Annotated in this window: 23 protein-coding genes, 1 pseudogene and 1 riboswitch; of the genes and pseudogenes, 11 read left to right on the top strand and 13 right to left on the bottom strand. The window is 74.0% G+C overall.

Annotation, left to right across the window (positions count from 1 at the left end):
* Positions 1 to 1,005: an alpha-ketoacid dehydrogenase subunit beta gene (locus ACIA6B_RS19345; RefSeq protein ID WP_396775028.1), complete on the bottom strand. Its 1,005-nt coding sequence runs from the start codon at positions 1,003 to 1,005 to the stop codon at positions 1 to 3.
* Entirely contained in the window at positions 1,005 to 2,210 is a 1,206-nt protein-coding gene (pdhA, locus tag ACIA6B_RS19340; protein ID WP_396775077.1) for a pyruvate dehydrogenase (acetyl-transferring) E1 component subunit alpha, read from the bottom strand. Before pdhA ends, ACIA6B_RS19345 begins: the two co-directional genes overlap by 1 nt.
* Before the next feature lie 63 nt (positions 2,211 to 2,273).
* On the opposite strand from pdhA, the gene ACIA6B_RS19335 reads away from it, so the two are divergent.
* Positions 2,274 to 2,789 (top strand): Lrp/AsnC family transcriptional regulator, encoded by a 516-nt coding sequence (locus tag ACIA6B_RS19335; protein ID WP_396775026.1) that lies wholly within the window; start codon positions 2,274 to 2,276, stop codon positions 2,787 to 2,789.
* Positions 2,790 to 2,793: 4 nt separating this feature from the next.
* Here ACIA6B_RS19335 and ACIA6B_RS19330 read toward each other — a convergent pair whose 3' ends face one another.
* Positions 2,794 to 3,768, bottom strand: a complete 975-nt coding sequence (locus ACIA6B_RS19330; RefSeq protein ID WP_396775024.1) for a DNA polymerase domain-containing protein — start codon at positions 3,766 to 3,768, stop codon at positions 2,794 to 2,796.
* A 43-nt stretch (positions 3,769 to 3,811) separates the two neighbouring features.
* Positions 3,812 to 4,141, bottom strand: a complete 330-nt coding sequence (locus tag ACIA6B_RS19325; RefSeq protein WP_281941712.1) for a hypothetical protein — start codon at positions 4,139 to 4,141, stop codon at positions 3,812 to 3,814.
* Between the two features lie 250 nt (positions 4,142 to 4,391).
* Between ACIA6B_RS19325 and ACIA6B_RS19320 the strand changes: the two genes are divergently transcribed.
* From ACIA6B_RS19320 to ACIA6B_RS19305, 4 genes are all read left to right on the top strand, one after another.
* Positions 4,392 to 5,123, top strand: a complete 732-nt coding sequence (locus tag ACIA6B_RS19320) for a histidine phosphatase family protein (RefSeq protein ID WP_396775022.1) — start codon at positions 4,392 to 4,394, stop codon at positions 5,121 to 5,123.
* Positions 5,107 to 5,970 (top strand): NAD(P)H-hydrate dehydratase, encoded by an 864-nt coding sequence (locus ACIA6B_RS19315; protein WP_396775020.1) that lies wholly within the window; start codon positions 5,107 to 5,109, stop codon positions 5,968 to 5,970. Before ACIA6B_RS19320 ends, ACIA6B_RS19315 begins: the two co-directional genes overlap by 17 nt.
* A 115-nt stretch (positions 5,971 to 6,085) precedes the next feature.
* Positions 6,086 to 7,570, top strand: a complete 1,485-nt coding sequence (locus ACIA6B_RS19310; protein WP_396775018.1) for a S8 family peptidase — start codon at positions 6,086 to 6,088, stop codon at positions 7,568 to 7,570.
* A gap of 107 nt (positions 7,571 to 7,677) precedes the next feature.
* Entirely contained in the window at positions 7,678 to 8,178 is a 501-nt protein-coding gene (locus ACIA6B_RS19305; protein WP_396775016.1) for a hemerythrin domain-containing protein, read from the top strand.
* Between the two features lie 98 nt (positions 8,179 to 8,276).
* Here the strand turns inward: ACIA6B_RS19305 and ACIA6B_RS19300 are convergent, their stop codons facing one another.
* Entirely contained in the window at positions 8,277 to 9,083 is an 807-nt protein-coding gene (locus ACIA6B_RS19300; RefSeq protein WP_396775014.1) for an SDR family NAD(P)-dependent oxidoreductase, read from the bottom strand.
* Between the two features lie 109 nt (positions 9,084 to 9,192).
* A riboswitch (ZMP/ZTP riboswitch) is annotated at positions 9,193 to 9,282 on the top strand.
* 18 nt (positions 9,283 to 9,300) lie between these two features.
* On the opposite strand from ACIA6B_RS19300, the gene ACIA6B_RS19295 reads away from it, so the two are divergent.
* A complete protein-coding gene (locus tag ACIA6B_RS19295; RefSeq protein WP_396775012.1) occupies positions 9,301 to 10,737 on the top strand; it encodes a glycine hydroxymethyltransferase in 1,437 nt (478 codons plus the stop codon).
* A 134-nt stretch (positions 10,738 to 10,871) separates the two neighbouring features.
* Here the strand turns inward: ACIA6B_RS19295 and ACIA6B_RS19290 are convergent, their stop codons facing one another.
* The 6 genes and pseudogenes from ACIA6B_RS19290 to ACIA6B_RS19265 form a co-directional block, all read right to left on the bottom strand.
* On the bottom strand, positions 10,872 to 11,123 hold the full coding sequence (locus ACIA6B_RS19290) for a hypothetical protein (protein WP_107160278.1): 252 nt from the start codon (positions 11,121 to 11,123) through the stop codon (positions 10,872 to 10,874).
* 69 nt (positions 11,124 to 11,192) lie between these two features.
* Positions 11,193 to 12,506: a PLP-dependent aminotransferase family protein gene (locus ACIA6B_RS19285; protein WP_396775010.1), complete on the bottom strand. Its 1,314-nt coding sequence runs from the start codon at positions 12,504 to 12,506 to the stop codon at positions 11,193 to 11,195.
* A gap of 1 nt (position 12,507) precedes the next feature.
* Positions 12,508 to 13,638, bottom strand: a complete 1,131-nt coding sequence (locus ACIA6B_RS19280; RefSeq protein WP_396775008.1) for an alpha-hydroxy acid oxidase — start codon at positions 13,636 to 13,638, stop codon at positions 12,508 to 12,510.
* Positions 13,639 to 13,858: 220 nt separating this feature from the next.
* Positions 13,859 to 14,782 (bottom strand): annotated as a pseudogene (locus ACIA6B_RS19275) (alpha/beta hydrolase); the annotation flags it as partial.
* Positions 14,779 to 16,002, bottom strand: a complete 1,224-nt coding sequence (locus ACIA6B_RS19270) for a cytochrome P450 (RefSeq protein ID WP_396775006.1) — start codon at positions 16,000 to 16,002, stop codon at positions 14,779 to 14,781. The gene ACIA6B_RS19270 and the pseudogene ACIA6B_RS19275, both read right to left, overlap by 4 nt.
* A 67-nt stretch (positions 16,003 to 16,069) precedes the next feature.
* On the bottom strand, positions 16,070 to 17,353 hold the full coding sequence (locus ACIA6B_RS19265; RefSeq protein WP_396775075.1) for an SGNH/GDSL hydrolase family protein: 1,284 nt from the start codon (positions 17,351 to 17,353) through the stop codon (positions 16,070 to 16,072).
* Positions 17,354 to 17,667: 314 nt separating this feature from the next.
* On the opposite strand from ACIA6B_RS19265, the gene ACIA6B_RS19260 reads away from it, so the two are divergent.
* The 4 genes from ACIA6B_RS19260 (at position 17,668) to ACIA6B_RS19245 (ending at position 21,507) form a co-directional block, all read left to right on the top strand.
* Positions 17,668 to 19,230, top strand: a complete 1,563-nt coding sequence (locus ACIA6B_RS19260; RefSeq protein ID WP_396775004.1) for a class I adenylate-forming enzyme family protein — start codon at positions 17,668 to 17,670, stop codon at positions 19,228 to 19,230.
* On the top strand, positions 19,227 to 20,450 hold the full coding sequence (locus ACIA6B_RS19255; RefSeq protein ID WP_396775002.1) for an MFS transporter: 1,224 nt from the start codon (positions 19,227 to 19,229) through the stop codon (positions 20,448 to 20,450). The genes ACIA6B_RS19260 and ACIA6B_RS19255 overlap by 4 nt, the downstream gene beginning before the upstream one ends.
* A 5-nt stretch (positions 20,451 to 20,455) precedes the next feature.
* Positions 20,456 to 20,701 (top strand): hypothetical protein, encoded by a 246-nt coding sequence (locus ACIA6B_RS19250; protein WP_396775000.1) that lies wholly within the window; start codon positions 20,456 to 20,458, stop codon positions 20,699 to 20,701.
* A gap of 92 nt (positions 20,702 to 20,793) precedes the next feature.
* Positions 20,794 to 21,507, top strand: coding sequence for an SGNH/GDSL hydrolase family protein (locus tag ACIA6B_RS19245; protein ID WP_396774998.1), 714 nt, complete (start codon positions 20,794 to 20,796; stop codon positions 21,505 to 21,507).
* A 461-nt stretch (positions 21,508 to 21,968) separates the two neighbouring features.
* Here the strand turns inward: ACIA6B_RS19245 and ACIA6B_RS19240 are convergent, their stop codons facing one another.
* A complete protein-coding gene (locus ACIA6B_RS19240) occupies positions 21,969 to 22,709 on the bottom strand; it encodes a TetR/AcrR family transcriptional regulator (protein ID WP_396774996.1) in 741 nt (246 codons plus the stop codon).
* A 58-nt stretch (positions 22,710 to 22,767) separates the two neighbouring features.
* Here ACIA6B_RS19240 and ACIA6B_RS19235 point away from each other — a divergent pair, with 58 nt between their 5' ends.
* On the top strand, positions 22,768 to 23,601 hold the full coding sequence (locus ACIA6B_RS19235) for an alpha/beta fold hydrolase (protein WP_396774994.1): 834 nt from the start codon (positions 22,768 to 22,770) through the stop codon (positions 23,599 to 23,601).
* Here the strand turns inward: ACIA6B_RS19235 and ACIA6B_RS19230 are convergent.
* A complete protein-coding gene (locus ACIA6B_RS19230; protein ID WP_396774992.1) occupies positions 23,591 to 24,940 on the bottom strand; it encodes a hypothetical protein in 1,350 nt (449 codons plus the stop codon). The two genes, ACIA6B_RS19235 and ACIA6B_RS19230, sit on opposite strands and share 11 nt — an antisense overlap.
* Position 24,941: the final 1 nt, after the last annotated feature.

The following is a 24,941-nucleotide window of genomic DNA, read 5'->3' as shown; positions in this document are numbered from 1 at the left end:
TCACGCGGCTGCCCACCGGGTGTCGGGCTGGTCGTCCCACTGAAGGCGGGCCACGGTGTCCAGCACCCGGTCCACCGAGGGCAGGTGGGTGTGCTCCAGCATCGGCGCCGGGTAGGGGATGTCCAGGCCGGACACCCGCAGCACCGGCGCGTGCAACGCGTGGAAGCAGCGCTCCTGCACCCGGGCGGCGATCTCGGCGCCGACCCCGGCGAAGCCCTGCGCCTCCTGGATGACCACGCAGCGGCCGGTGCGGCGCACCGACGCGGTCACCGTGGCGTCGTCGAACGGCACGATGCTGCGCACGTCGACCACCTCCAGGTCCCAGCCCTCCTCGCGGGCCGCCTCGGCGGCGGCCAGCGCCACCGGCACCGCCGGCCCGTACGCGACGAGCGTCGCGTCGGTGCCCGGCCGGCGCACCAGGGCGGTGCCGATCGGCGCGGTACGCGCCGGCAGCTCCGCCTCGCCGCTGGAGAAGTAGAGCTTCTTCGGCTCCAGGAACACCACCGGGTCCGGGTCGTCGATCGCGGCGCGCAACAGCGAGTACGCGTCGTCGACGGTGGCCGGGGTGACCACCTTCAGCCCGGGGGTGTGCGCGTAGTACGCCTCGGACGAGTCGCAGTGGTGTTCCACGCCGCCGATGCCGCCGGCGTACGGGACCCGGATGACGATCGGCACGCTGAGCGCGCCCCGGGTGCGGTTGCGCAGCTTCGCCACGTGCGAGGCGATCTGCTCGAACGCCGGGTACGCGAACGCGTCGAACTGCATCTCGACCACCGGCCGTAGCCCGGACATGGCCAGCCCGACCGCGAAGCCGACGATGCCGGCCTCGGCGAGCGGGGTGTCGAAGCAGCGCTTGTCGCCGAAGCGGGCCTGCAACCCGTCGGTGATCCGGAAGACGCCGCCGAGCTGGCCGACGTCCTCGCCGAAGACGAGCACCCGCTCGTCGTCGAGCAGCGCGTCGGCGAGCGCGGCGTTGAGCGCCTTCGCCATGGTCACGGTGGCCATCAGGCGTCCCCCTCCTCGTCGCGGGCCGCGGCCAGCTCGGCCCGGACCAGTTCCCGCTGCTCGACGAGCTGCGGCGTGGGCTCGGCGTAGACGTGCTCGAAGAGGCTGAGCGGGTCCACCGTCGGCTGCTCGTCCATCCGGCGGCGCAGCGTGGCGGCGTACGCCTCGGCCTCCTCGGCGACCGCCGCGACCGCGGCGTCGTCGAGCACGCCCCGGGCCCGCAGGTACGCCTCCAGCCGGGCGATCGGGTCGCGGTCGCGCCACGCCTCGATCTCGTCGGCGTCCCGGTAGCGGGTCTGGTCGTCGGCGTTGGTGTGCGGCTCCATCCGGTAGGTGTGCGCCTCGATCAGGTACGGGCCCTTGCCGGCGCGGGCGTGCGCGACGGCGCGGTTCAGCACCGCCAGCACGGCCACCGGGTCGTTGCCGTCGACCTGCTCGCTGGGCACGCCGTAGCCGACGCCCTTGTACGCCAGGCTCGGCGCGGCGGTCTGCCGGGACAACGGCACGCTGATCGCGTACTTGTTGTTCTGTACCAGGAACACGACCGGGGCCTTGAACACGGCGGCGAAGTTGATCCCCTCGTGGAAGTCGCCCTCGCTGGTGGCGCCGTCGCCGATGAACGTCAGCGCCACGGTGTCCCGGCCCTGGTACGACTCGCCGTAGGCGAGACCGGCGGCGTGCACGCACTGGGTGGCCAGCGGCGTGCACTGCGGGGCGGTGCGGGTGACCGCCGGGTCGTAGCCGCAGTGCCAGTCGCCGCGCAGCAGGGTGAGCACCTCGACCGGGTCGAGGCCGCGCGCGGTCAGCGCCATCGACTCCCGGTAGGTGGGGAAGACCCAGTCGGAGTCGCGCAGCGCGAGCACGCCGCCGACCTGGCAGGCCTCCTGGCCACGGGCGGACGGGTAGACGGCGAGCCGTCCCTGCTTGGTCAGCGCGGTGGCCTGGGTGTCGAAGCGGCGGCCGACGACCATCCGCCGGTACATCTCGCGCAGCGTCTCGACCGGCGGCTCCGGATAGTCGTCGCGGGCCGGCAGCGCGGTGCCGTCCGGGTTCAGCAGCCGAACCGGCTCGGGCTGCGGCAGCAGGCCGGCCGACGGGTCGGGGGCGGCCGGGGTGGCCGGCCGGCGGGTGCGCGGGGATGCCCTGCGGACCGCCTGGGGTGTGGTCGTCACGGCGGGGACCTCCTGGACGTGTGGTGGACCTATGCTCCTGCCCATGGATGATTGACTCAACATCCGCGCTGAACGCGGGACGAATGGCACGGGAGGATGAGCGAAGTGAGCCAGGAGACCGGCCCCACAGCGGGCGCGACGGGCGGAACAGGACGTTCGGCCGGCCCGCTCGACGAGGTCGACCGGCGGATCCTGCGCGAACTGGTCGCGGACGCCCGGCTCTCCATCCGGACGCTCGCCGACCGCGTGCACGTCTCGCGCACCAACGCGTACGCCCGGGTGGAGCGGCTGCTGCGCGACGGCGTGCTGGCCGGCTTCACCGCGCGGGTCGCGCCCGAGCCGGCCGGGCTGGGCACCTCGGCGTACATCGCGCTCACCATCGAGCAGAACACCTGGCGGGAGGTCTCCGCCGAGCTGGCCCAGGTGCGCTACATCGAGCACGCGGCGCTGCTCAGCGGCGAGCACGACGTGCTGGCGCTGGTCCGCGCGCCGGACAACGCCACGCTGCGCGACGTGGTGCTGGACCGGGTGCAGAGCATCGCCGGGGTGCTCTCCACCCGCACCTGGCTGGTCTTCGAGGAGTTCGACGGGACACTGAGCCCCTGGGCCTGACGGCTCACCGCTCCGGCGGCGACTCCAGGCCCTCGCGGTCGGCCAGCTCCAGCAGCGGCGCCAACGAGTGCCGCCGACCGTCCAGGCCGGCGTGCGGGTCCCCGCGGTCGGCGAAGCGGGCCGGCATGCTGAGCACGTCGAAGTCCTCCGGCCGGGCGTCGTCCAGCTCGGCCCAGTCCAGCGGCGCCGACACCAGCGCCCGGGGCGTGGGCCGGATGGAGTACGCCGACGTCATGGTGTGGTCGCGGGCCATCTGGTTGTAGTCGACGAAGACCGGCCGGTCACGTTGGTCCCGCCACCAGGTGGTGGTGACCAGGTCCGGTCGCCGGCGTTGCATCTCCCGGCCGAGCGCCAGCACCGCCCGCCGGCACTCGCCGAAGCTCCACCGCGGCTCGATCGACAGGTAGACGTGCAGGCCCCGGCCGCCGGTGGTCTTCGGGTACCCCTCCAGGCCCAGCTCGGCGAGGAACGCGCGCACCTCGTGGGCCACCGGCACCACCTGGGCGAACTCCACGCCCGGCATCGGATCCAGGTCGATGCGCAGTTGGTCGGGGTGCTCCACGTCGGCCGCCGACACCGGCCACGGGTGGAACCGCAGCGTGCCCAGGTTCGCCGCCCAGATCACCACCGCCAGTTCGCTGGGCGCCACCTCGTCGGCGGTCCGTCCGCTGGGGAACGTGATGTGCGCGGTACGCACCCAGTCGGGCGCCCCGGCCGGCAGCCGCTTCTGGTAGAACGCGTCGCCCCGGTTGGTCTGCCGGGTGGCGATCGTCGCGCCCTCGAACACGCCGCGCGGCCAGCGTTCCAGCATGGTGGGCCGGTCCCGCAGCGCACGCAGGACGCCGTCGCCGACGGAGAGGAAATAGCGCACCACGTCCAGCTTGGTCAGCCCGCGCTCGGGAAAGTAGGGCTTGTCCGGGCTGGAGACGCGGACCAGCCGCTCCCCCACCCGGATCTCCTCGGCCGCCGTGGTCGCCATCCCACCCACCGTAGGGCACCGACCGCCGGCGCGCGGGCATCCGTCAGGTGATCAGCAGGATTCCGACCACGATCAGCGGCACCGAGACGAACAGGAAGATGCCGACGCCGGTGAGCACCCGGCCGCCGCCGCCGTCCTCCCGCTCCGGCGCCAGCCCGAACGTGGACCGGGCCGGCAGCATGCCGATCCGGCTCAGCGTCAGGTCACCGGTCATCCCGATCACGGCCCCGACCAGCATGAACGCCACACCGACCCGGTGCACGAAGTCGCCGCCGCTGAGCGCCACCCAGACGCCGACCGCCACCGTGATCGCCACCACCGCGACCACGAAGAGCACAAGGGCCTCCCGCAGCCCCTGAACCACCGTCGACATGCGCACCTCCCCCGGCCGGGCCGCCCGACCCGGCGACATCTTGCCGGATCGACGCGCACCGCGCTGCCCCGTCCGGCCGGCGGCCGGCGGATGGCGGAGGGCGGATGGCGGATGGCGGCCGGCGGCCGGCGGATGGCGGCACAGGCCACCGCCGACTGGGCGGCCGACCAGGCACCGGGCGTCGTCCCGCACTTCTGCTCGGCAGAGCTGGCGCGGTTACCCGCGCCGGGCGTCGGGTACGGGGAGCCGCATGGCGGAGTTGGCAACGCTCTGGATCGTCCGGCACGGTGAGAGCACCGCGAATGTCGCGGCCACCGCGGCCGAGACGTCCGGCGTCGAACTGATCGACCTCACCCACCGGGACGCGGACGTGCCGCTGTCGCCCACCGGCGAGGAGCAGGCCCGGGCCACCGGCCGGTGGCTGGCCGGCCTGCCCGCGGAGCGCCGGCCCGAGGTGGCGGTGGTGTCGCCGTACCTGCGCGCGGTGCGCACCGCCGAGCTGGCGCTGGCCGGCACCGGGGTGCCGATGAGCCGCGACGAGCGCTTGCGCGACCGGGAGCTGGGCATCCTCGACGGGCTCACCGGCCACGGCGTGCGTCGACGCCACCCGGAGGAGGCACGGCGGCGGGACCGGCTCGGCAAGTTCTACTACCGTCCGCCCGGCGGCGAGTCCTGGACCGACGTGGCGTTGCGGTTGCGGGCCCTCCTCGGTGACCTGCGCCGCGACCACGAGGGCGGCCGGGTGCTGCTGTTCGGCCACGACGCGCTGGTCTTCCTGCTCCGCTACCTGGTGGAGGAGCTCACCGAGGCGGAACTGATGGCGCTCACCCGCGAACACGTGATCGCGAACTGCTCGGTGACCGGCTGGCGGGCCGACGACGCCGGCCGGCTCGCGCCGGAGATGTTCAACGACGTGACCCACCTGCACCGGCAGGGGGCACGGCCCACCCGGGAGGACGAGGTCCATGCCGAGCCGGTCTGACGTGATCACCCCCGCGCTGCTGCGGGACTGGGCGCTGCCGGTGCCCTCCGGCGGGAAGGAGGCGCGCGGCACGGTGCTGGTGGTCGGCGGTTCCCGGTTCACGCCCGGGGCGGTGCTGCTGGCCGGTGTCGCCGCGCTGCGCGCCGGCGCCGGCGTGCTCCAGCTCGCCGCCCCCGAGTCCACTGCCACGGCGCTGAGCATCCAGGTCCCGGAGGCGCTGGTGGTCGGCCTGCCGGAGACCGGCGAGGGCGCGGTCCGGGGCGACCCCGGCGACCTGCTGGGCGGCCTGGTCGCCGACGCGGACGTGGTGGCGGTCGGCCCCGGACTGACCGACATCGACGCCACCCGGGAACTGCTGCGCCTGGTGCTGGACACGGCCGACCGGGAGACCGCCCTGGTGCTCGACGCGTACGCGCTCGGCGCGCTCAGCCACGAGCCGGACCTGCTGGCCGGCTCCGGCCGCCGGGTGGTGCTCACGCCGAACCTCACCGAGGCCCGCCACCTGCTCGGCCGGGACCCCGGCGACGACCTCGACGCCGAGGCGGTGGAGCTGGCCGGCCGGTACGACGCGGTGGTCTCGCTGTACGGCCACATCGCCACCCCGGACGGCCGGGCGTGGCGGGAGGAGAGCGGCGACGCCGGGCTGGGCACCTCCGGCAGCGGCGACGTGCGGGCCGGGCTCCTCGCCGGGCTGCTCTCCCGCGGCGCCGATCCGGCGCAGGCGGCGTGCTGGGCGGCGTTCGCGCACGCGGTCAGCGGGCAGCGGCTGGTGCCCCGCTACGGCCGGATCGGCTTCCTGGCCCGTGAGCTGCTCGACGAGATCCCGTACACGATCGCGACGGTCTGACGGCCGACACGCGGCGACGAGGGTGTGTGTAACACCACACGACTCCCGCGCGCCGATCCGGTGAAGGGCGTGCAGTCTGCGCGTCCTCCACCGGATCGGCCCCCTGGGAGTACGTGTGAACAACCTTCGTCGCAAGACACTGGCCGCCGCGTCCGCCGTGACGCTCGGCGCCGGCCTCGCCGTCACCGGCGGCCTGGCCCCGGCGGCAGCCGCCGGACCGGAGACCTCGTACCTGGTCCTCGCCCCGCAGGGCGCCACCACCGGCAAGGCCGCCGCCCGGGTGGCCGCCGCCGACGGCACCGTGGTGGCCGCCTACGACCAGATCGGCGTGCTCGTCGCCCGCTCGACCAACCCGGACTTCGCCGCCCGGGTGGCCGGCGCGGGCGTCGAGTCGGTCGCCTCCACCGCCGGCCTGGGCACCGCCCTCGACGAGGGCGAGACCGTAGAGGTCTCGGCGGCGCAGGCCGCCGACGCCACCGGCGACCCCACCAAGGAGCCCCTCTACGGCCAGCAGTGGGACATGGACATGATCCACGTCCCGCAGGCCCACGCGGTGACCACCGGCCGCCCGGACGTCGTCGTCGGCGTCCTGGACAGCGGCATCTCCAGCACCCACCCGGACCTGGCGACCCAGATCGCCAAGGACAAGAGCACCTCCTGCGTCGGCGGCGTCACCGACACCACCGAGGCGGCCTGGAACCCGACCAACAGCGACCACGGCACCCACGTGGCCGGCACCATCGCCGCGGCGATCAACGGGGTCGGTGTCACCGGCGTCGCGCCGGGGGTCAAGGTCGCCGCCGTCAAGGTGGTCAACGACGACGGCTACATCTTCCCGGAGGCCGCGGTGTGCGGGTTCCTCTGGGCGGCCGACCACGGGATGCGGCTGACCAACAACAGCTACTACATCGACCCGTGGGAGCTGAACTGCCGTAACGACGCGCGGCAGCGCCCGGTGTGGCAGGCCGTGCAGCGGGCGATCCGCTACTCGCAGTCCAAGGGCGTGCTCAACGTGGCGTCCGCCGGCAACTCGAACTACGACCTCGCCCACAAGATCACCGACACCGGCAGCCCGAACAACGGGACGCCGGAGGACCGCGAGAACCTGACCAACGCCTGCCTCGACCTGCCGGCCGAGGCGCCCGGCGTGGTGACCGTGGCCGCGGTGGGCCCGACCGGCGCGAAGAGCTACTACTCCTCGTACGGGCAGGGCGTGATCGACGTGACGGCGCCGGGTGGCGACACCCGGTTCCGGACCCAGGGCGCGCGTTCCACGTCGACCGACGGCATCCTGTCGACCACCTTCAACACCGTCACCCGCACCAACGGGTGGGGCTACAAGCAGGGCACGTCGATGTCCGGCCCGCACGCGACCGGCGTCGCGGCGCTGGCCCTGTCGGCGCACCCGGGCATGACCCCGGGCCAGCTGTCGTCGTTCCTGGAGCGCACGGCCACCGCCCAGCCCTGCCTGGTGGGCGTCTACAACCCGGTCCCGCTGATCCCGACGGGCCCGAACGCGTACGACGCGACCTGCTCCGGTGGGGCGCGTAACGGGTTCTACGGCGCCGGCGTCGTGGACGCGTACACCGCGGTGAAGTAACCCGGCACACCTCGCGGACCGGGCCCGGCACGATTGCCGGGCCCGGTCTGTTTGTCCTGGTCGGACGCCGGGTAGGGGGCAGATCAGTCGACCTAGGAGGTAACCCCGTGTCCACCGACGCGATCGTCCTGCTCAAGGAGGACCACAAGGAGATCCGCCGTCTGTTCAAGGCGTTCCAGGACGCCGAGGACGGGCCGGCGAGCCGGCGCGGGAAGCTCGTCACGCAGATCCTCGAGGCGCTGACGGTGCACACCTACCTGGAGAACGAGGTGATGTACCCGGAGGTCCGCAAGCTGGTCCCGGACGTCGAGGACGACATCCTCGAGTCGTACGAGGAACACCACGTGGCGGACGTGCTCTGCCTCGAACTGCACGCCATGGACGCCGACGACGAGCGGTTCGTGGCCAAGACGACGGTGCTGATCGAGAACGTGCTGCACCACGTCGAGGAGGAGGAGCAGGAATGGTTCCCGAAGGTGCGCGAGGCGCTCGGCCGTAACCAACTCCAGGAGATCGGCCAGCGCATGCTGGACCTGCGGCCGACGGCGCCGAAGACGCCGACCGCCCCGAAGGCGCTGAAGAAGGCACGCGACGCCGTGGACGCCTGAGCCCTGGTGTGTGTCAGGCGGGGCCCCCTCTCAACGCGGATGTTAGGAGGGGGCCCCGCCTATGCAGAATGCGTTGACAAGGGGCCCCTCCTTACACCTCAGGTGCCGGAGCCGGGCTCGGCCATCTTGCGGTGCTGCTCGGCCTTCAGACGGTCCGGGACGATCTTGCCGGCGGCGGTCTGGATCTTGTTGATCAGCGAGCCGGCCGCGACCTTGTGCTCGCCCTTCATCAGCGCCTCGAACGCGTCCTCGGCCACCGTGCGGGGGTCGTCCTTCTTCCCCTGGCCGACCCGGGTGTCCTGCATGTCGGCCCGCTCGAAGAACTCGGTGTCGGTCGGGCCGGGCATCAGCGCGGTCACCGTGACGCCGCTGTCCTTCAACTCGTTGCGGATCCCCTCGGCGAAGGACTGCACGAACGACTTCGAGGCGTTGTAGACCGCCTGGAAGGCCCCCGGCATGGTGGCGGCGATCGACGAGGTGAACAACACCCGTCCCTCGCCCCGCCGGACCATCCCCGGCAGCAGCAGCTTCGCCAGGTGCACGGTCGACCGGACGTTCAGGTCGACGACGGTCAGCTCGTCGGCCAGATCGGTGCCGCCGACGAAGTCCCCGCCCGCGCCCCGGCCGGCGTTGAGCGCCAGCGCGTCGACCGGACGGCCCAACGCGGTCACCGTCCCGGCCAGCTTCTCCACGCCCTCCGGCGTGGCCAGGTCCACCCGCACCGGGTGCACCTCCGGGCCGCCGTCGCGGCGCAGGTCACGCGCCGAGGACTCGATCGCCGCGTCCTCGGCGGCGACCACCACGTCGTACCCGTGCTCGACGAACTGGACGGCCAACTCGTACCCGATGCCGCTGGACGCGCCGGTCACCACAGCGAGCGGCCGTCCGGTGGTCGGTGTGGTCATGGTGGTGCCTCCCTCTCGGTGTGGCCGGCGGACCGGCCCTCCCCACCGTGTGCCCCACGGGAGGCCGGCCAACCCCGCAGGTCCGGTCCGGCGCCGAGCGCTAGGATCTTCCACGGGCCGTGACTGGCGCGTGGAGATGGAGCACCATCGGGGAGCGGCCTCGTCATGAGGACGCATGCCGAGCGCCTGGGCCTTCCGCACGTCACCAGGAGGTCGCATGTCGCACAACGCCGAGTCCACCGCCTTCCGCAACGCGCTGGAGGTGATCCGCGCCGTCGAGCCGCGGGTGGCGGACGCCATCGGGGCGGAGTTGACCGACCAGCGCGAGTCGCTGAAGTTGATCGCCAGTGAGAACTACGCCTCCCCCGCGACGCTGCTGGCCATGGGCAACTGGTTCAGCGACAAGTACGCCGAGGGCACCGTCGGTCGTCGCTTCTACGCCGGCTGCCAGAACGTGGACACCGTCGAGGCGCTCGCCGCCGAGCACGCCCGGGAGTTGTTCGGGGCCGCCCACGCGTACGTGCAGCCGCACTCCGGCATCGACGCCAACCTGGTCGCGTTCTGGGCGATCCTGGCCGACCGGGTCGAGTCCCCCGCGCTGAAGAAGGCACAGAAGCGCCAGGTCAACGACCTGACCGAGGCGGAGTGGTTCGCGCTGCGCCGGGAGCTGGGCGACCAGCGGATGCTGGGCATGTCGCTCGATGCCGGGGGCCACCTCACCCACGGTTTCCGGCCGAACATCTCCGGCAAGATGTTCGACCAGCGCAGCTACGGCACCGATCCGGCGACCGGTCTGATCGACTACGACCGGGTGGCCGAGGCGGCCCGGGAGTTCAAGCCACTGATCCTGGTCGCCGGCTACTCCGCGTACCCCCGGAAGGTCAACTTCCGGATCATGCGGGAGATCGCCGACTCCGTCGGCGCGACGTTCATGGTCGACATGGCGCACTTCGCCGGCCTGGTCGCCGGCAAGGTCTTCACCGGCGACTTCGACCCGGTGCCGCACGCGCACATCGTCACCACCACCACGCACAAGTCGCTGCGCGGCCCGCGTGGCGGCATGGTGCTCTGCGGGCCGGAGCTGGCCGACCAGGTCGACCGGGGCTGCCCGATGGTGCTCGGCGGTCCGCTGCCGCACGTCATGGCCGCCAAGGCGGTGGCGCTGGCCGAGGCGCGGCGCCCCGACTTCGCCGACTACGCGCAGCGGATCGTGGACAACGCGCAGGCGCTCGCCGACGGGCTGCTGCGCCGGGGCGCGACGCTTGTCACCGGCGGCACCGACAACCACCTGGTGCTCATCGACGTGTCCGGCTACGGCCTGACCGGCCGGCAGGCCGAGCAGGCGCTGCTGGACTCCGGCATCGTGACGAACCGCAACGCGGTGCCGCAGGACCCGAACGGCGCGTGGTACACCTCCGGCATCCGGATCGGCACGCCGGCGCTGACCACCCGGGGGCTGGGCGCCGCTGAGATGGACGCGACCGCCGAGCTGATGCACACCGTGCTCGACCGCACCAGCCCCGGCACCGGCCCCGACGGCGCCCCGTCCAAGGCGAAGTACGTCCTGGACCCGGCGGTCGCCGAGCAGGTCGGCAAGCAGGCCGCCGACCTGCTCACCCCGTTCCCCCTCTACCCCGAGGTGACCCTGACCTGAGCCACCCGCCCACCCCCACCCGCCCGCCCGCCCGCAAAGTTGATCAAGGAGTTTGCGTCGGCCGGTACGCCGGAGCCGACGCAAACTCCTTGATCAACGAAGGGATGGGTGGGTGGATGGGTGGATGGGTGGGGTTAGCGGAGGGGGCGCTTGAGGTGGTAGCGGTGGACCTCGGTGCTGCCCTGCACGTTGTTCACGTCCTCGGCGGCGGTGACCAGCTCCCAGCCCTCCCGGCCGACGCGGTTGAGGTGCGCGACCGCGGTGTCCCCGTACGCGGTCACGTCGGTGCGGGACCCGTCCGGGCCGTACCAGACGAACGAGACGTGGAAATTCCGGCCCTGCCCCTGATAGCGGCGGACCAGCAACGCGTACTCCCAGGCAACCATCCGTCCATTATCAACGGACACCGGGTCGCCGGGGAACACGGGTGGTGCCGGAACCACGACCCTGCGGCGTCAGGCCGGCGCGCCCACCGCGGCCGTGGTGTCCGCGACCAGCGCCGCGAGCCGGTCCAGCCCCACGTCGATCTGCGCCGGGGTGACCGCGCTCACCGACAGTCGCAACGCGTTCACCGGCGTGCCGGCGTCGTAGAAGTGCGCCATCGGGGTCCAGAGCACGCCGTACTCCCGGGCCGAGCGGTGCAGCAACGCGTCGTCGACCGGGAACGGCACGGTGACCACCACGAAGAAACCGCCGGCCGGCACGGTCCAGCCCACCGGCCCGCCGGCCGGGAAGCGGCGGGCCAGGCCGTCGACCAGGTGGCGCAGGTTGCGGGCGTACGCGGCCCGCTCCCGGACGTTCGCGGCGACAAGTGAACAGTCGTGCGCCAGCAGCGCGCCGCCGATCACCGCCTGGCTGATCGGCGACGTGTTCACCGTGACCATGCTCTTGATCTTGGCGAGCTGGTCGGCGAGCGGGCCGACCGTGCCGTCCGGGCCGCCCACCCGCTGGTCGGCGACCACGTAGCCGACCCGCGCGCCGGGCAGCACGGTCTTGGCGAAGGAGCCGAGGTAGACCACCCGGCGCGCGGTGTCCAGCGCCTTGAGCGTGGGACGGCGGTCCACGCCGGCGGCCGGGAACAGGCCGTACGGGTTGTCCTCGATCAGCAGCAGCTCCTCCTCGGCGGCCAGGTCGAGCAGCCGGCGGCGCTGGGCGGTGTCCATGCTGACCCCGGACGGGTTCGCGAAGTCCGGCATCACGTAGCAGGCGCGTGGGCGCAACCCCTCGGCGCGGGCCCGGCGCACCCCGGCCCGCAGGTCGGCCAGGTCGACGCCGTCCGGGCCGCCGGCCACCGGACGCACCGGCAGGTCGACCAGGCGGGCCGCGCCGGTCAGCCCGACGTACGTGGGCGCCACCGCGAACAGCACGTCGGCCGGGTCGGCCCGCAGCGCGCGCAGCACCAGGAACATCGCCTCCTGGCAGCCGACCGTCACCACGATCGTCTCCGGGTCGACGGTGAGCCCCTCGTCGACGGCGAGGTGGCGGGCGATGAGGTGGTGCACGATGCCCTTGGTCCGGCCGTACTGCAACAGCGTCCGGTCCACCTGGGCCGGGCTCAGCCCCAGGTCGTCGGCGAGGTGCGCGCGGAACCGGTCCAGGTGGCCGGGCAGCAGCGCCGAGTCGAAGAACTCCTCGTACGGCCGACCGGCGGCCAGCGACACCGCGTCGGGATAGTGCTGTGCCACCTCGTTGAGGAAGTTCATCGAGTTCAACGCCGGGTCACCGACGCTGCCGTGCAGCGCCTCGACGGTCAGGTCCACCGGTTCCACGTCAGGCTCCGATCCGGGTGCGCAGCCGCCGGGCCGAGGCCGGGTCGGGGCAGCCGCTGAGGATGAGCGCGTCCCGCAGCTCGGCGGCGAGCAGCGCCAGCGCGGCATCGGCGCCGGCCCGGCCGCCGGCCGCGAGCGCCCAGAGCAGCGGCCGGCCGACAAGCACGCCGGCCGCGCCGAGCGCGAGCGCGCGCAGCACGTCGACGCCACCGCGGATGCCGCTGTCCAGCAGCACCGCGCACCGCTCCGCCACCGCGTCGACCACCTCCGGCAGCACGCTCACGCTGGCCGGGGCGGCGTCGAGCTGCCGGCCGCCGTGGTTGGAGACCACCACCGCGTCCACGCCGGCGTCCGCCGCGCGGACCGCGTCACGCGCGTCCAGGATGCCCTTGACCAGCAACGGCACCGGGGTACGCGCACGCAGCCAGGCCAGGTCCGCCCAGCTCACCGCCGGGGCGAAGACCGCGCCGGTGTGCACCGCCACCGCCGAGACGCCGGGTGTGCCCTGGTGGACCAGGTCGTCCCGGCCGCCGGGCAGGTTGGCGGCGGTGACGTGCGCCGGCAGCGTGAAGCCGTTGCGCACGTCGCGCAGGCGCCGGCCGAGCACCGGCACGTCCACGGTGAGCATCACCGCCGCGCAGCCCGCGCCCAGCGCCCGGTCCAGCAGCTCCGCCACCAGGCCCCGGTCGCGCAGCCAGTAGAGCTGGAACCACACCGTTGCGCCGGCCGCGGCGATCTCCTCGATCGGCGTGCTGGACAGCGTGCTGGCCACGTAGGGCACGCCCGCCGCGCCGGCCGCCGCCGCGAGCGCCGGCTCACCGTCGGCGTGCAGCAGCCGCTGGTACGCCATCGGCGCGACCGCCACCGGCAGCGCGGCCCGGCCCCCGGGCAGCGTCGCCTCGGTGCTCGGGACGTCCACGCCGGCCAGCATCCGGGGCAGCACGGCCACCCGGTCCAGCGCGGCCCGGTTGGCGGCCAGCGCGGTCTCCGTGCCGCTGCCGCCGTCGACGAAGTCCCACACGTCGGCCGGGAGCACCGCCCGGGCCAGCCCGGCGAAGTCGGCCAGGCTGGCCGGAGGCACGAAGCCCGGCCCGGCCGCCGGGGCCGGCGGGTCGGCGTCCCGCTCAGCCATGGCCGCCGGCGCCCGTCGCGCCCACGGCCGGATCAGCGCCGGCCGGTGTCGAACCCGCCGGCCCGCCGGCCGCCGACCCCGGACCGGCCGGCCCGCCGACCGCCGGGGCCCGACCGGTCGACTCCCCCGCCGCCGACGCCGGACCGGCCGGGTCGCCGACCGCCGAGGCCCGACCGGTCGACTCCCCCGCCGCCGACGCGGGACCGGCCGGGTCGAGGCCGAGGCGTCGGCGCAGGAACGCGGCCACCCGGTCCTGGGCGTCGCGGCCGGCGTCGAACACGCCGGGCATGGCGAAGAAGCCGTGGATCATGCCGGGGTAGTCGGCCGTCTCGGTCGGCACGCCGGCCCCGCCCAGCCGCTCGGCGTACCGCTCGCCCTCGGCGCGCAACGGATCGTGGCCGGCGGTGACGACGAGCGCCGGCGGCAGGCCGGACAGGTCCTCGGCGAGCAGCGGCGAGGCCAGCGGATGGGACGCGTCCGCCGGGTCGGCGAGGTAGTGGCCGCGGTACCAGTCCACCGAGTGCCGGTTGAACAGCAGCGGGTCCTCGTCGTCGGCCGGGCGACGGCCGGGGCGCTGGTCGGTGTTCGGGTAGACCAGCACCTGGGCGGCGAGCCGGGGCCCGCCGTCGGCACGGGCCAGCAGCGTCACCGCGGCGGCCAGGTTGCCGCCGGCGCTGTCCCCGCCGACCGCCAGCCGGCCCGCGTCGATCCGGAACTCGTCGGGGTGCGTGGCCAGGTGGCGCAGCGCGGCGTGGCAGTCTTGGACCGCGGCCGGGAACGGGTGCTCGGGGGCGAGCCGGTAGCCGACCGTCACGGTCTGACAGCCGGCGAGGTTGACCAGCCGGCGGCAGATCCCGTCGGCGGTGTCCACACTGCCGAGCGTCCAGCCACCGCCGAAGAACCAGACCAGCGTGGGCAGCGGACCGTCGCCGGCCGGCCGGTGCACCCGCACCGGCAGCGGCCCGGCCGGGCCGGGCACCTGGCTGTCGCGTACCTCGGCGACCGGCTCGACCGCGCCGCCGCCGGCGCGGATCGCGGCGAGGTCGGCGGCGCGGGCCTCGGCGAGGGTCTGGGTGTAGAGCGGTACGGCGCCCGCCGTCGCCCGGGCGGCCCGCCACGCGACCACCTGTGGATCGAGCGTCATCCGGCCTCCCCGGTGGTGACGAAGAGCTTGTCGATGCCGCGCAGGAAGAGGCTGCCGCTGTAGGTGTACGGCTGGGTGACCGCGAGCCGGGGGAAGCGGGCGAACAACCGGGGCAGCGCGATCCGGCCCTCCAGTTTCGACACCGCCGAGCCCAGGCAGAAGTGCAGTCCGACGCCGAAGGCCAGCGACGGTGGGCCGTCCCGGTGCGGGTCGAAGCGGTCCGGGTCGGGAAAGCGGGCCGGGTCCCGGTTCGCGGCGGCGATCAGCAACAGCACGTTGTCGTCGCGGGCCACCGGCACGCCGTCCAGGTCGGCGTCGGCCGGCGCGGAACGGGCCAGGAAGTGCACCGGGCTCTCCATCCGCAGCACCTCGTCCACACAGCCCCGGGCGAGCGCGTCGTCGCCGGGTAGCGCGGCGGTCACCTCCGGATGGTCGAGCAGCAGCGGCAGGCCGTTGCTGAACATGTAGACGGTGGTGACGAAGCTGGCGTTGAAGAGCACGATCAGGTTGCTGATCAGCTCGTCCTCGGTGAGGTCGACACCGCCCGCGTCGAGCACCTCGACCAGCCCGCTGATCAGGTCCTCGCCGGGGGCCCGGCGGCGGTGGCCGATCAGGTCCCGGTAGTAGGCCCGCAGCTCCTCGGCGGCCTGGTTGGCCCGGGTCAGCCGCTCCGGCGTCTTGCCGGCGACGTCCATGTACTCGTCGATCCAGTCGACCCGCTGCCGGTACCAGGCCAGGTCGGCGGCGGGCAGGCCGATGAACTCGGCCATCACCAGCGCCGGGACCGGGTACGCGAAGTCGGCGACGAAGTCCACCTCGGTGCCGTCCGCGCCGGCCTCGGCCATCGCGTCCAGGCGTTCGGTGACGATCCGCGCCACCACCGGCTCCAGCGCGCCCAGCCGGCGCGGGGTGAACGTCTTGGCGAACACCGCGCGCATCCGGGTGTGGTCCGGGGGGTTGACGAACATCATCGAGGTGAGGAACGTGCGCAGGATCTCCTGCTCCTCCCAGCCGGGCGGGAAGCCCTTGTACCACTCCGGATCGCGCAGGATCCGGTCCACCACGTCGTAGCCGCCGGCGACGGCGGTGACGGTGCTGTGCTCGGCGCGGGTGGGAATGGCGTTGATCGGCCCGTGCGCGTGCAGGGCCGCGTAGTAGGGATAGGGGTTCTGCCGGCCCTGCTCGCTGTACAGGCCGGTCAGGATCTCACTGACGTCCACGGCGTTCTTCCTCCCCAGGAAAAGGCGGCGGGGGCGGCCGCCGTGTCGACGCCGCCCCCGCCCGGTGTCACAGCCCGAGCAGCCGCAGTGGGACGGCGTTCGCCATCGCCTGCGCGCCCGCGTCGTTCGGGTGGATGTGGTCCCCGGCGTCGTACGCCGGCAGCAGCCGGCTGGGCTGCGCCGGGTCGCGCAGCACGGCGTCGAAGTCGAGCACGCCGTCGAACTCGGCCCGGCCGGCCCCGCGCAGCCAGGCGTTGACGGCGTTGCGGGTGGCGTCCTTCTCCTCGGTCCACACGCCCGGCCCGCCGTTGCCCTCGTACGGCGTGATGGTGCCGACCAGGCTGGTCAGCCCGCGCGCCTTGACCTGCTGGTTGAGCTGGCGCAGCGAGGCGATGATCGCCTCGGCGCTGTCGCCGTTCATCCAGATGTCGTTGATGCCCAGGTGGGTGATGACGGTCCGGACCCCGGTCTGCGGGAACACGTCCTCGTTCAGTCGGGCCAGCGCGTTCGGGCCCAGCTCGTAGTAGCCGGGGAAGCCGCCCGCGCCGGGCTCCGGGCCCTCGTGGTTGAGCCGGTTGCCGGCCAGGCTGAGGTTGAGCACGCCCGGCGTACGGACCTCCGGACGGGCCTCGATCAGCCGCGCGGCGAGCAGGTCCGGCCAGCGCTTGTCGGCGTTGACCGTGCTGCCGTTGCCGTCGCCGATGGAGTCGCCGAGCACCACCACCGAGCCCGGCGCGACCTTGCGCTCCACGTCGATGCCGGAGAGGAACATCCAGCAGCAGTTCGGCTTGATGGTGAAGCCGGCGCCGCCGGCCGCGGTGGTCAGGTCGGTGGCGCCGATGAAGTTGGTGACCCGGGACTGGCCGTGGAACGTGACCGGTCCGGTGAGCACCGGGAAGTACAGGGTGACCACCAGGTCCTCCTGCTCGGCCACCGGGTAGGCGAGCGGGTCGCTGAGCAGTTCGGCGCCCTTGTTGATGGTGGCCGACGTGCCGCCGGAGAACGTCAGTTCCCGGACGCTGGCCGGGTCGACGTCGGACAGGTCGTCGGCGGTGGCGGTGTTCGGCCGGGCGACCGTGGCGTGCCCGACCTTGACGGCCTGCTCGCCGTAGAGGTTGGTGAGGCGGACCCGCAGGCGCGGACCACCCACCGTGGTCTGCACCGTCATCCGGATGCTCTGGTCGTTGAGGCCGGTGTTGGTCAGCCCCACGGTGTTCCCGCGGGTCACCGCGGCGGCCCAGCTCCCCGCCCACTCGGCGCGCCCGTGCCCGGCGCGGTCGGTGTCGGTGGGGCCGGCGCTCGCGGTGACCGCCGGGGTGCCGGCGATCAGCAGCGTTGCGGCGGAAGCTATGACGTGCCATCTCTTCGGGGTCGGCATCGATCCTCCATGTTCGCCCAACCCCGGGCGCGGCGCGGTCGGCGCCATCTGCCCGGGCGATGGACCGGAAACTAGCCGCCGCTGGTGACGAGCGTCAATCAACCTGATCGACATGATCAAATGCCCGCGGGATGCCGGGCCCCGACGTTCGGCTCTGTCCGCCGTGGACCGCGGCTGCCTAGGCTCGGAACCGGCGGCGGTGCGGTCGCCGACCCGGCACCCGCCGTCCGAGTACCGGCCCTGACCTGGGCCGGGCGCCGCTCGCGGACAACGATGGGGGCTGCCCGATGACAGACCGGCCGAACTACGTGCACGAGGCGCTGGAGCTGTTCGCCGGGTTCGGCGACCGGGAGGCGCTGGTCGGCGGTGACCGCCGGCTCACCTACCGGCAGGTCGCCGCCGAGGTGCGCGGCCTGACCACCGCGCTGCGCCGGCACGGCGTACGACCCGGCGCGGCGGTGCTGGTGATGCTCGGCAACACGGTCGAGGGTCCCCTGCTGCACCTCGCGTTGCACCTGCTCGGCTGTCGCGCCATGTGGGTCGCCCCGGTCACCTCCCGCCGCGAGATCGACGAGTTCGTCGCGCTGGCCGCGCCGGAGGTGTTCGTGCACGATCCCCGCGATCCGGAGTCCGGGCAGGTCGCGGCCGGCCTGGTCGGCGTACCGGTGCTGTGTCTCGGCCCCGGTGGCGCCGGCCCGGACCTCACCGCGGGCGGCGCCGACGACCCGACCGACCTGCCGGCCTCCGGGCCGGCGCCGGAGTCGTTCCTCCAGACCAGCGGCACCACCGGCACGCCGAAGCTGGTGCACCACCGGGAGAGCTTCTACCGGCAGGTGCTGGTGCTCGCCGCCGGCATCCGGGACGCCGGGATCCCGCTGCTGCGGCACCTGTCGCACTCCCCGATGTGGCTGGCCAGCGGCCAGATCACCACGCTCGTCAACCTGTTCACCGGCGGGGTGCTGTTCCTGCGCGAGCGGTGGGACCCGGCGGCGTTCATCGCGACCGTGGACGCCGAGCGGCTGACCTCCACGTTCGTCACCCCGCCGATGCTCTACGAGGTGCTCGACCATCCCGACCTGCCGGGCGCCGACTTCTCCGCCATGTTCATGTTCAACGTGGGCGCCGGGCCGGCCGCGCCGGCCCGGCTGCGCCAGGCGATCGCCCGGTTCGGCCCGTGCCTGCGCATCGTCTACGGGCTCAGCGAGGCGGTGGTGATCTGCGCGCTGCCCGGGCTCACCGACGATCCGGAGCACCCGGAGCGGCTGCGCTCCTGCGGCCGGCCGTACGGGGACGTGACGGTCGAGATCCGCGACGCCGACGGGCGGGTGCTGCCGGCCGGCGTCGACGGCGAGGTGTGGGCCCGGACGAAGCTGAGCTTCGCCGGCTACCACGGCCAGCCGGAGCTGACCGCCGAGACGCTCGTCGACGGCTGGGTGCGCACCCGCGACATCGGGCACCTCGACGACGACGGTTTCCTCTACCTGGTCGACCGGTTGCAGGACCGGATCCTCACCCGGCAGCGGAGCTGGCCGATCTACTCCCGCCCGATCGAGGACGTGCTCGCCGGTCACCCCGAGGTGCGGGCCGCCGCGGTGATCGGGGTGCCGGACCCGGTGGCCGGGGAGCTGCCGCACGCGTACGTGGTGCCGGCGCCGGGCGCGGCGGTCACCGGCGACGACCTGATCGCGCTGGTCGTCCGGGAACTCAGCGAGACCTGGGCGCCCGGCGCGGTGGAGTTCGTCGACGCGCTGCCGCTGAACCGGTCCGCGAAGGTCGACAAACGGGCGCTGCGGGTCCGGTACGCACAGGAGCACCCGGCCGGCGCGGACCCGATCGGCAGTCCGGCGTGAACCCGCGCCGGGAGTTGTACACCCTGGTCGGCGCCGACCTGCTGTCCAACCTCGGCACCCGGATCTCGGTGGTGGCCATTCCCTGGCTGGTGCTGCAGACCACCGGCAGCCCGACCCGGATGGGCCTGGTGGCCGCCGCGGAGACGCTGCCGTACATGCTCTCCAGCGCGTTGGCCACGCCGTGGGCGGACCGGTTCGGCGTCCGCCGTACCTCGATCTTCGTGGATGCGGCCAGCGCGGTCGCGATGGCGGTGGTGGCGCTCGCGCCCTGGCTCGGCTTCGGCACGCTGCTGGTGCTGGTGGCGATCGCCGGCGGGCTGCGCGGCATCGGCGACCGGGTGAAGCACGTGCTGTTCAAGCCGGCCGCCGAGCGGGCCGGGGTGCCGCTGATCCGGCTCACCTCCGCCTACGACGGGCTGGCGCGGGGCATGACGCTGTTCGGCGCGGTGCTGGGTGGGCTGCTCATCGACTGGGTGGGGCTGACGCCGGCGATCTGGATCGACGCGGCCACGTTCGCGGTCTGCGCGCTGCTGATCGGGGTGCTGGTCCGGCCGCCCGCGCCGACGCAGCCGGCGCCCCGGGAGCCGTACCTGCGGGCGCTGCGCGGCGGCTTCGCCTACCTGCGTACCGACCGGACGCTGCTGGTCATGCTGATCGTGGTCTCGGCGTCCAACATGTTCGCCAACGCCAGCGTCGCGGTCTGGATCCCGCTCTGGGTCAGCCAGGTGCTCGGCGACCCGGCCGGGTTCGGGCTGCTGCTGGGCGTCTTCTCGGCCGGCGCGTTGCTGGGCAACCTGCTCTTCACGCTGGTCGGCACGCGGCTGCCCGGCCAGGCGGTGTTCGCGCTCGGGTTGGCGCTCAGCGGCGCGCCCCGGCTGCTGGCGCTGGCGCTCAGCGACGACCTGGTGGTGGTGCTGGTGGTGACGTTCCTGTCCGGGATCGGGATCGCGGCGGTGAACCCGCTGCTCGGCGCCGCGCTCTACCAACGGGTGCCTGCGGCGTTGCAGACCCGGGTGCTGGGCATCTCCGGCTCGGTGGCGTTCCTCGGCCTGCCGGTGGGCGCGCTGCTCGGCGGCTGGTCGGTGGCGCTGTTCGACCTGGGCCCGGCGTTGCTGGCGATGTCGGTGGCCTGCCTGGTGCTCACCGTGGCGCCGCTGCTGTTCCTGCGCTCCGGCGCCGGCCGGCCGGCGCCGGAGCCGGTCGCCCCCACCCCGGCCTGACCGCGGTGTCGGAGCGACCGCTGCGCCGCGGCGCGCACCGCCACTCTCCCGACGGGCCGGTGGTCACCAGCCAGTCCGTGGCGAACTTCGCCGCCGGCCAGATCGCACGCACCACGATGGTGATGGTCAGGGTGAACGACGCCGGCCCGCGCTACGCGACCAGGAACATCCGGCTCCTGAACGTCAGCGGCGGCACGACGCATGTCATCGTCACGCTGCACGGCTGGTTCAACCGGCCGCCGACCGCCTGAGCCCGGCCGCCGCCCGCCTGAGCCCGGCCGTCCGAGCGGTCGGGGCGGCGGACCGCTTCCCCCGTCCCGACCGCTCGGCTAGCCTCCCGGTCATGTCATCGACGTTGACCGAGGCCACGGATCCCTGGTGCCTGCGCCCCGGCGAGGCCGCCGACCTGCTGCGCGACCATCCGTGGCACCGGTTCGTGGTGCTCGGCGACAGCGTCGCGGAGGGCCTGTGCGAGCCGCTCGACGGCTACCCCGACGTGCAGTGGGCCGACCGGATCGCTGCCGAGCTGCGGGCGGCGCGGCCGGAGCTGGCGTACGTCAACCTGGGGCGGCGCGGTCTGCGGGCGCACGAGGTGCGGGCCACGCAACTGGCCGACGCGCTGGCGTTCCGGCCGGACCTGGCGCTTGTGGTGTGCGGTGGCAACGACGCGTTCCGGCCCGGGTACGATCCCGACGCGGTCGACGGGGAACTGGTCGCGATCATCACCGCGCTGCGTGACGCCGGGGCGGACGTGATCACGGTGGGCATGTTCGACGTCTCGCACAGCCCGGCGGTGCGGGACACGCTGCGGGCCGGGCTGGGCGCGCGGATACGTCGGCTGGCCCGGCACACCCGCGCGGTGGCCGAGCGCCTCGGCACGCTGCACGTGCACCTCACCGACCACCCGCTGGTCGCCGACCCCTCGCTCTACAGCGGCGACGGCCGCCACGGCAGCGCCCGCAGCGACGCCGTCGCCACCGCGGAAACGCTCCGGGTCCTCGCCGCCCACCGCACCCGTCGCCGGCCCGCCGCGACCCGGCCGGTCACCGGCGTCTGACCGGCCGGGCCGACCGGTCGACCACCCGGTGACGGCCGCCGCCCCTGACCGGTGCTGGCCGGTCCGGCGTCGGCCTTCGGGCGACCGGGCGGAGAGCGACGCTCACCAGGCCGCCCCCGAACGGGCGCCGATTCGGGCGGACGCGCGGACCGTGCCGGGAAAGGGGGCCGTCGCCGTCGGCGAGGGTACGGGTGCGAGTGCCTTTCGCGTTGATGGCGTAAACGACTCACCACCTCGCGACCCCGGCACCGCGGCGGCCTGGCCGGTGGCCACGCCACCACCCGCACGGACGTGCTCTCGCGACGTCGGGATCGGAAGCCGGGTCGGTGAGTCGTTTCTGCGCTCAGGTCGGAAGGCAGCCCGACCGACCTCGTCCCCGCCGCCACCACCGCACACCGCCAGTTGATCAAGGAGTTGGCGTCGGTCCGGCGATGCACCGGGGCGCGAACTCCTCGGTCACCTCATCGCCATGGGCTCGGCGGCGGATCGGAGGGATCGGGGGGAAGAACGGGCGGTCCGGGACGGTCGGGCGTCAGGAGGCCGGTGAGAAGGGCACGGAGGGTGCGGGCGAAGAGGTCGCCGTCGGGCGGGGGCGCGGCGTCGGCGAACGCGGCGGCCAGATGGGGGTACGCCGCCAGGTCGACGTGGTCGAACGTGACCGTGCCGGTGGCCGCCGCGCTGCGGGCGAAGAGCGTGACCACGCCGGTGACCATGGCGACCGCCTCGAACTTGGCGGCGACGCCGGCCGGCACCGGTTGCAGGATGCGCAGGCAGGCGTCGAAGTAGGCGAGCGTGTTCGGCCCGGGCGACGCGGGCCGGCCGAGCGCGTCGGCCAGCCACGGGTGCCGCCGGTGCAGCGCGAGCTGGCGGCGGGCCAGCCGCAGGAACTGCTCGACCCAATCGCCGTCGTCGTCCGGATAGGGCCGCAGCTCCCCCACACACCTGTCGACCATCAGGTCGAGCAGGTCGTCGCGGGACGACAGGTGCCGGTAGAGCGAGCCGGCGGCCATGTCCAGCGCGCCGGCCACCGCCCGCATCGACACGGCGTCCAGCCCGCCGGCGTCGGCGAGTGTGACCGCGGCGGCGGCGATCTCGTCCCGGCCGTGGGTCGGGGTCGGCCCGCGGCTGCCGCGTGGCGGCCGGCTCCAGATCGACGGGCCGGGAGTTCCGCCGCCGGCCGGATTCGTGGATGCGCCGCTCACCATCCCACTGTAAACTGCAAACGACGTTCGCAGTTTTATGGGGTCGGAGGGAGCGGTCATGCAACGGATCACGGCCACGGACGGCGCGGGCATCGTCCTGCACTCCACGGGCAGCGGGCCGGGGCTCGTGGTGGTGCACGGCGGCGGGGTGACGATCGCGGAGTACCGCCGGCTGGCCGCACGGCTCGCCGAGCGGTTCACCGTGCACCTCTACAACCGGCGGGGCCGGGCGGACGCCCCACCCCGCCGCGAGCCGTACACGGTGGAGCAGGAGATCGACGACCTCGGCGCGGTGCTCGCGCACACCGGCGCCCGGTGGGCGGTCGGGCACAGCTACGGCGCGTTCGTGGTGCTGCGGGCCGCGCTGCGGCTGCCGCTGGAGCGGATCGCGGTCTACGACGTCCCGCTGCGGCTGGCCGGACGCGGCATGCCGATGGCGTTCCTCGAACCGGCCGAGGCGGCCGTCCGGGCCGGGCAGACCGCCCGGGCCCTGGCGATCGTGGGCGCCGCCGTCGACCCGCAGAACCCGGCGTCGCGGCTGCCGCTGCCGGTCCGGGCCGCGATCACCCGGCTCTTCCTGCGCACCGAGATCGGGCGCACCATGGGCGCGCTGGTCGGGATGACGCTCGCCGAGTCACGGCAGATCCTGGTGCACGACGGGCCCGCCGAGCAGTACGCCGGCATCACCGCCGACACGCTCCTGATCAGCGGCGCCCGGGCCGCGCCGTTCTTCACCGAGACCAACGAGCTGCTGGCCACCGTCCTCCCGCACGCCCGCACGCTGCGCGTGCCCGGCAGCCCGCACAACGGCATCGCCGTGGCGCCGCCCGCCCTGATCACCCCCCTGACCGCCTTCTTCACCACCCCGGCCCAGGGCGGGATCAGTCGGTGAGCAGGATGCCGGACATCAGCACGCCGCGGGCCAGGTTGAGGACGCCCTCGCAGCCCGGGTAGCCGACCCGCGCCAACGCGCCGGAGGCGGTGCGGTCGAACAGGTACGGCGCGAGGCTGTACGGGACGTCGGCGGTGACCGTCTCGCCGGTCTCGATCCGCACGAAGTCCATCGCCACCCGGTCCGCCTCGTGGTAACGCTGGAGGATGTGGCCGCCCGCGTCGATCGCGGCGCGTACCCCGTCCTCCCACGCCACCGCGCTCAGCTCCGGCCCGATCAGCACGCCGTGTCCGGCCGACCCGCCGGCCGGCTTGGCGACCAGCTCGGCCTGCTCGGCCAGCGCCCGGTCGAGCTGGTCGGCGGTGAGCGCGACGGTGTGCGGGACGTACCGGCGGACCAGCACCCGGTCGGGCTCCGGCAGCAGGTCCAGGTCGGCCCAGAGCCAGGCGTAGTTCAGCTTGTTGCTGAGCAGCCAGGCGGCGCTGCTGACGAACATCGGCAGCGTGCCGGCCGCCAGCGCGCCGGCCACCGCGTCCAGGCCGGCGCCGGGCGTGACCCGGTTCGGCACGAACAGCCGGAACAGCGCGTCCACCGGGGCGCCGTCGACCACCAGCCGACGTTCGGCGTCCAGCGTGGCGGTGGCGACCGGCGCGATCACCAGGTCGATGCCGAACGGCCGGGCCTGGTCGACGAGCGGCGAGAGGATCCGGATGAACGTCTCCGGGTCGTCCAGCCCCGGATACTCCGCCTCGAAGTCCATCAGCAGCGCCACCCGTGCGCCGTCGGGCAGGCCGAGCGTGTCCCGGATGGCGACGAACCGCTGGTCCAGCAGGGACGGCGCGGGCCGCACCCGGTCCAGCAGGCCGGCGTCGCGGTACAGCTCCGCGTACCGCTGGATCACGGTGTCGGCGTCGAAGCCGCCGCCGAGGCTGCTGTCGATGTTGTACTCCACGATGCACGGCACGCCACCGGAGAACAGCACGTCCGGCCGGTACGCGGCCAGCAGCCCGTCGTGCAGCTCCTCGTCCGGGTCGAGCAGCCGGGTCTCCCCGTCCGGCACGTCGAGCAGCCGGCGCAGCTCACCGGCGGTGCGGGCGCGCCGCTGGCACGCCTCCAGGATGAGCTGGGCGATCCGGTCGCAGACCTCGTTCAGCTCACGGAACGCGTCCGCGGTGAGCACCGGCGGGCGGGCCAGCCGCCACCGCGTGTTGTAGGTGGCCCGGCCGTGGAAGATCTTCTCCCAGGCGCCGGCGCCGGCCGTCACCATGGCCGACCGGGTGGACTCGGGCAGGTCGGTCCACGCCGCGCCGAGCGGCGGCCACGGGTAGTTCGGGTCCATC

It is taken from the genome of Micromonospora sp. NPDC051141 (assembly GCF_044455765.1).
Taxonomy (GTDB): domain Bacteria; phylum Actinomycetota; class Actinomycetes; order Mycobacteriales; family Micromonosporaceae; genus Micromonospora.
This window is presented reverse-complemented; position numbering and strand designations above follow the sequence as displayed.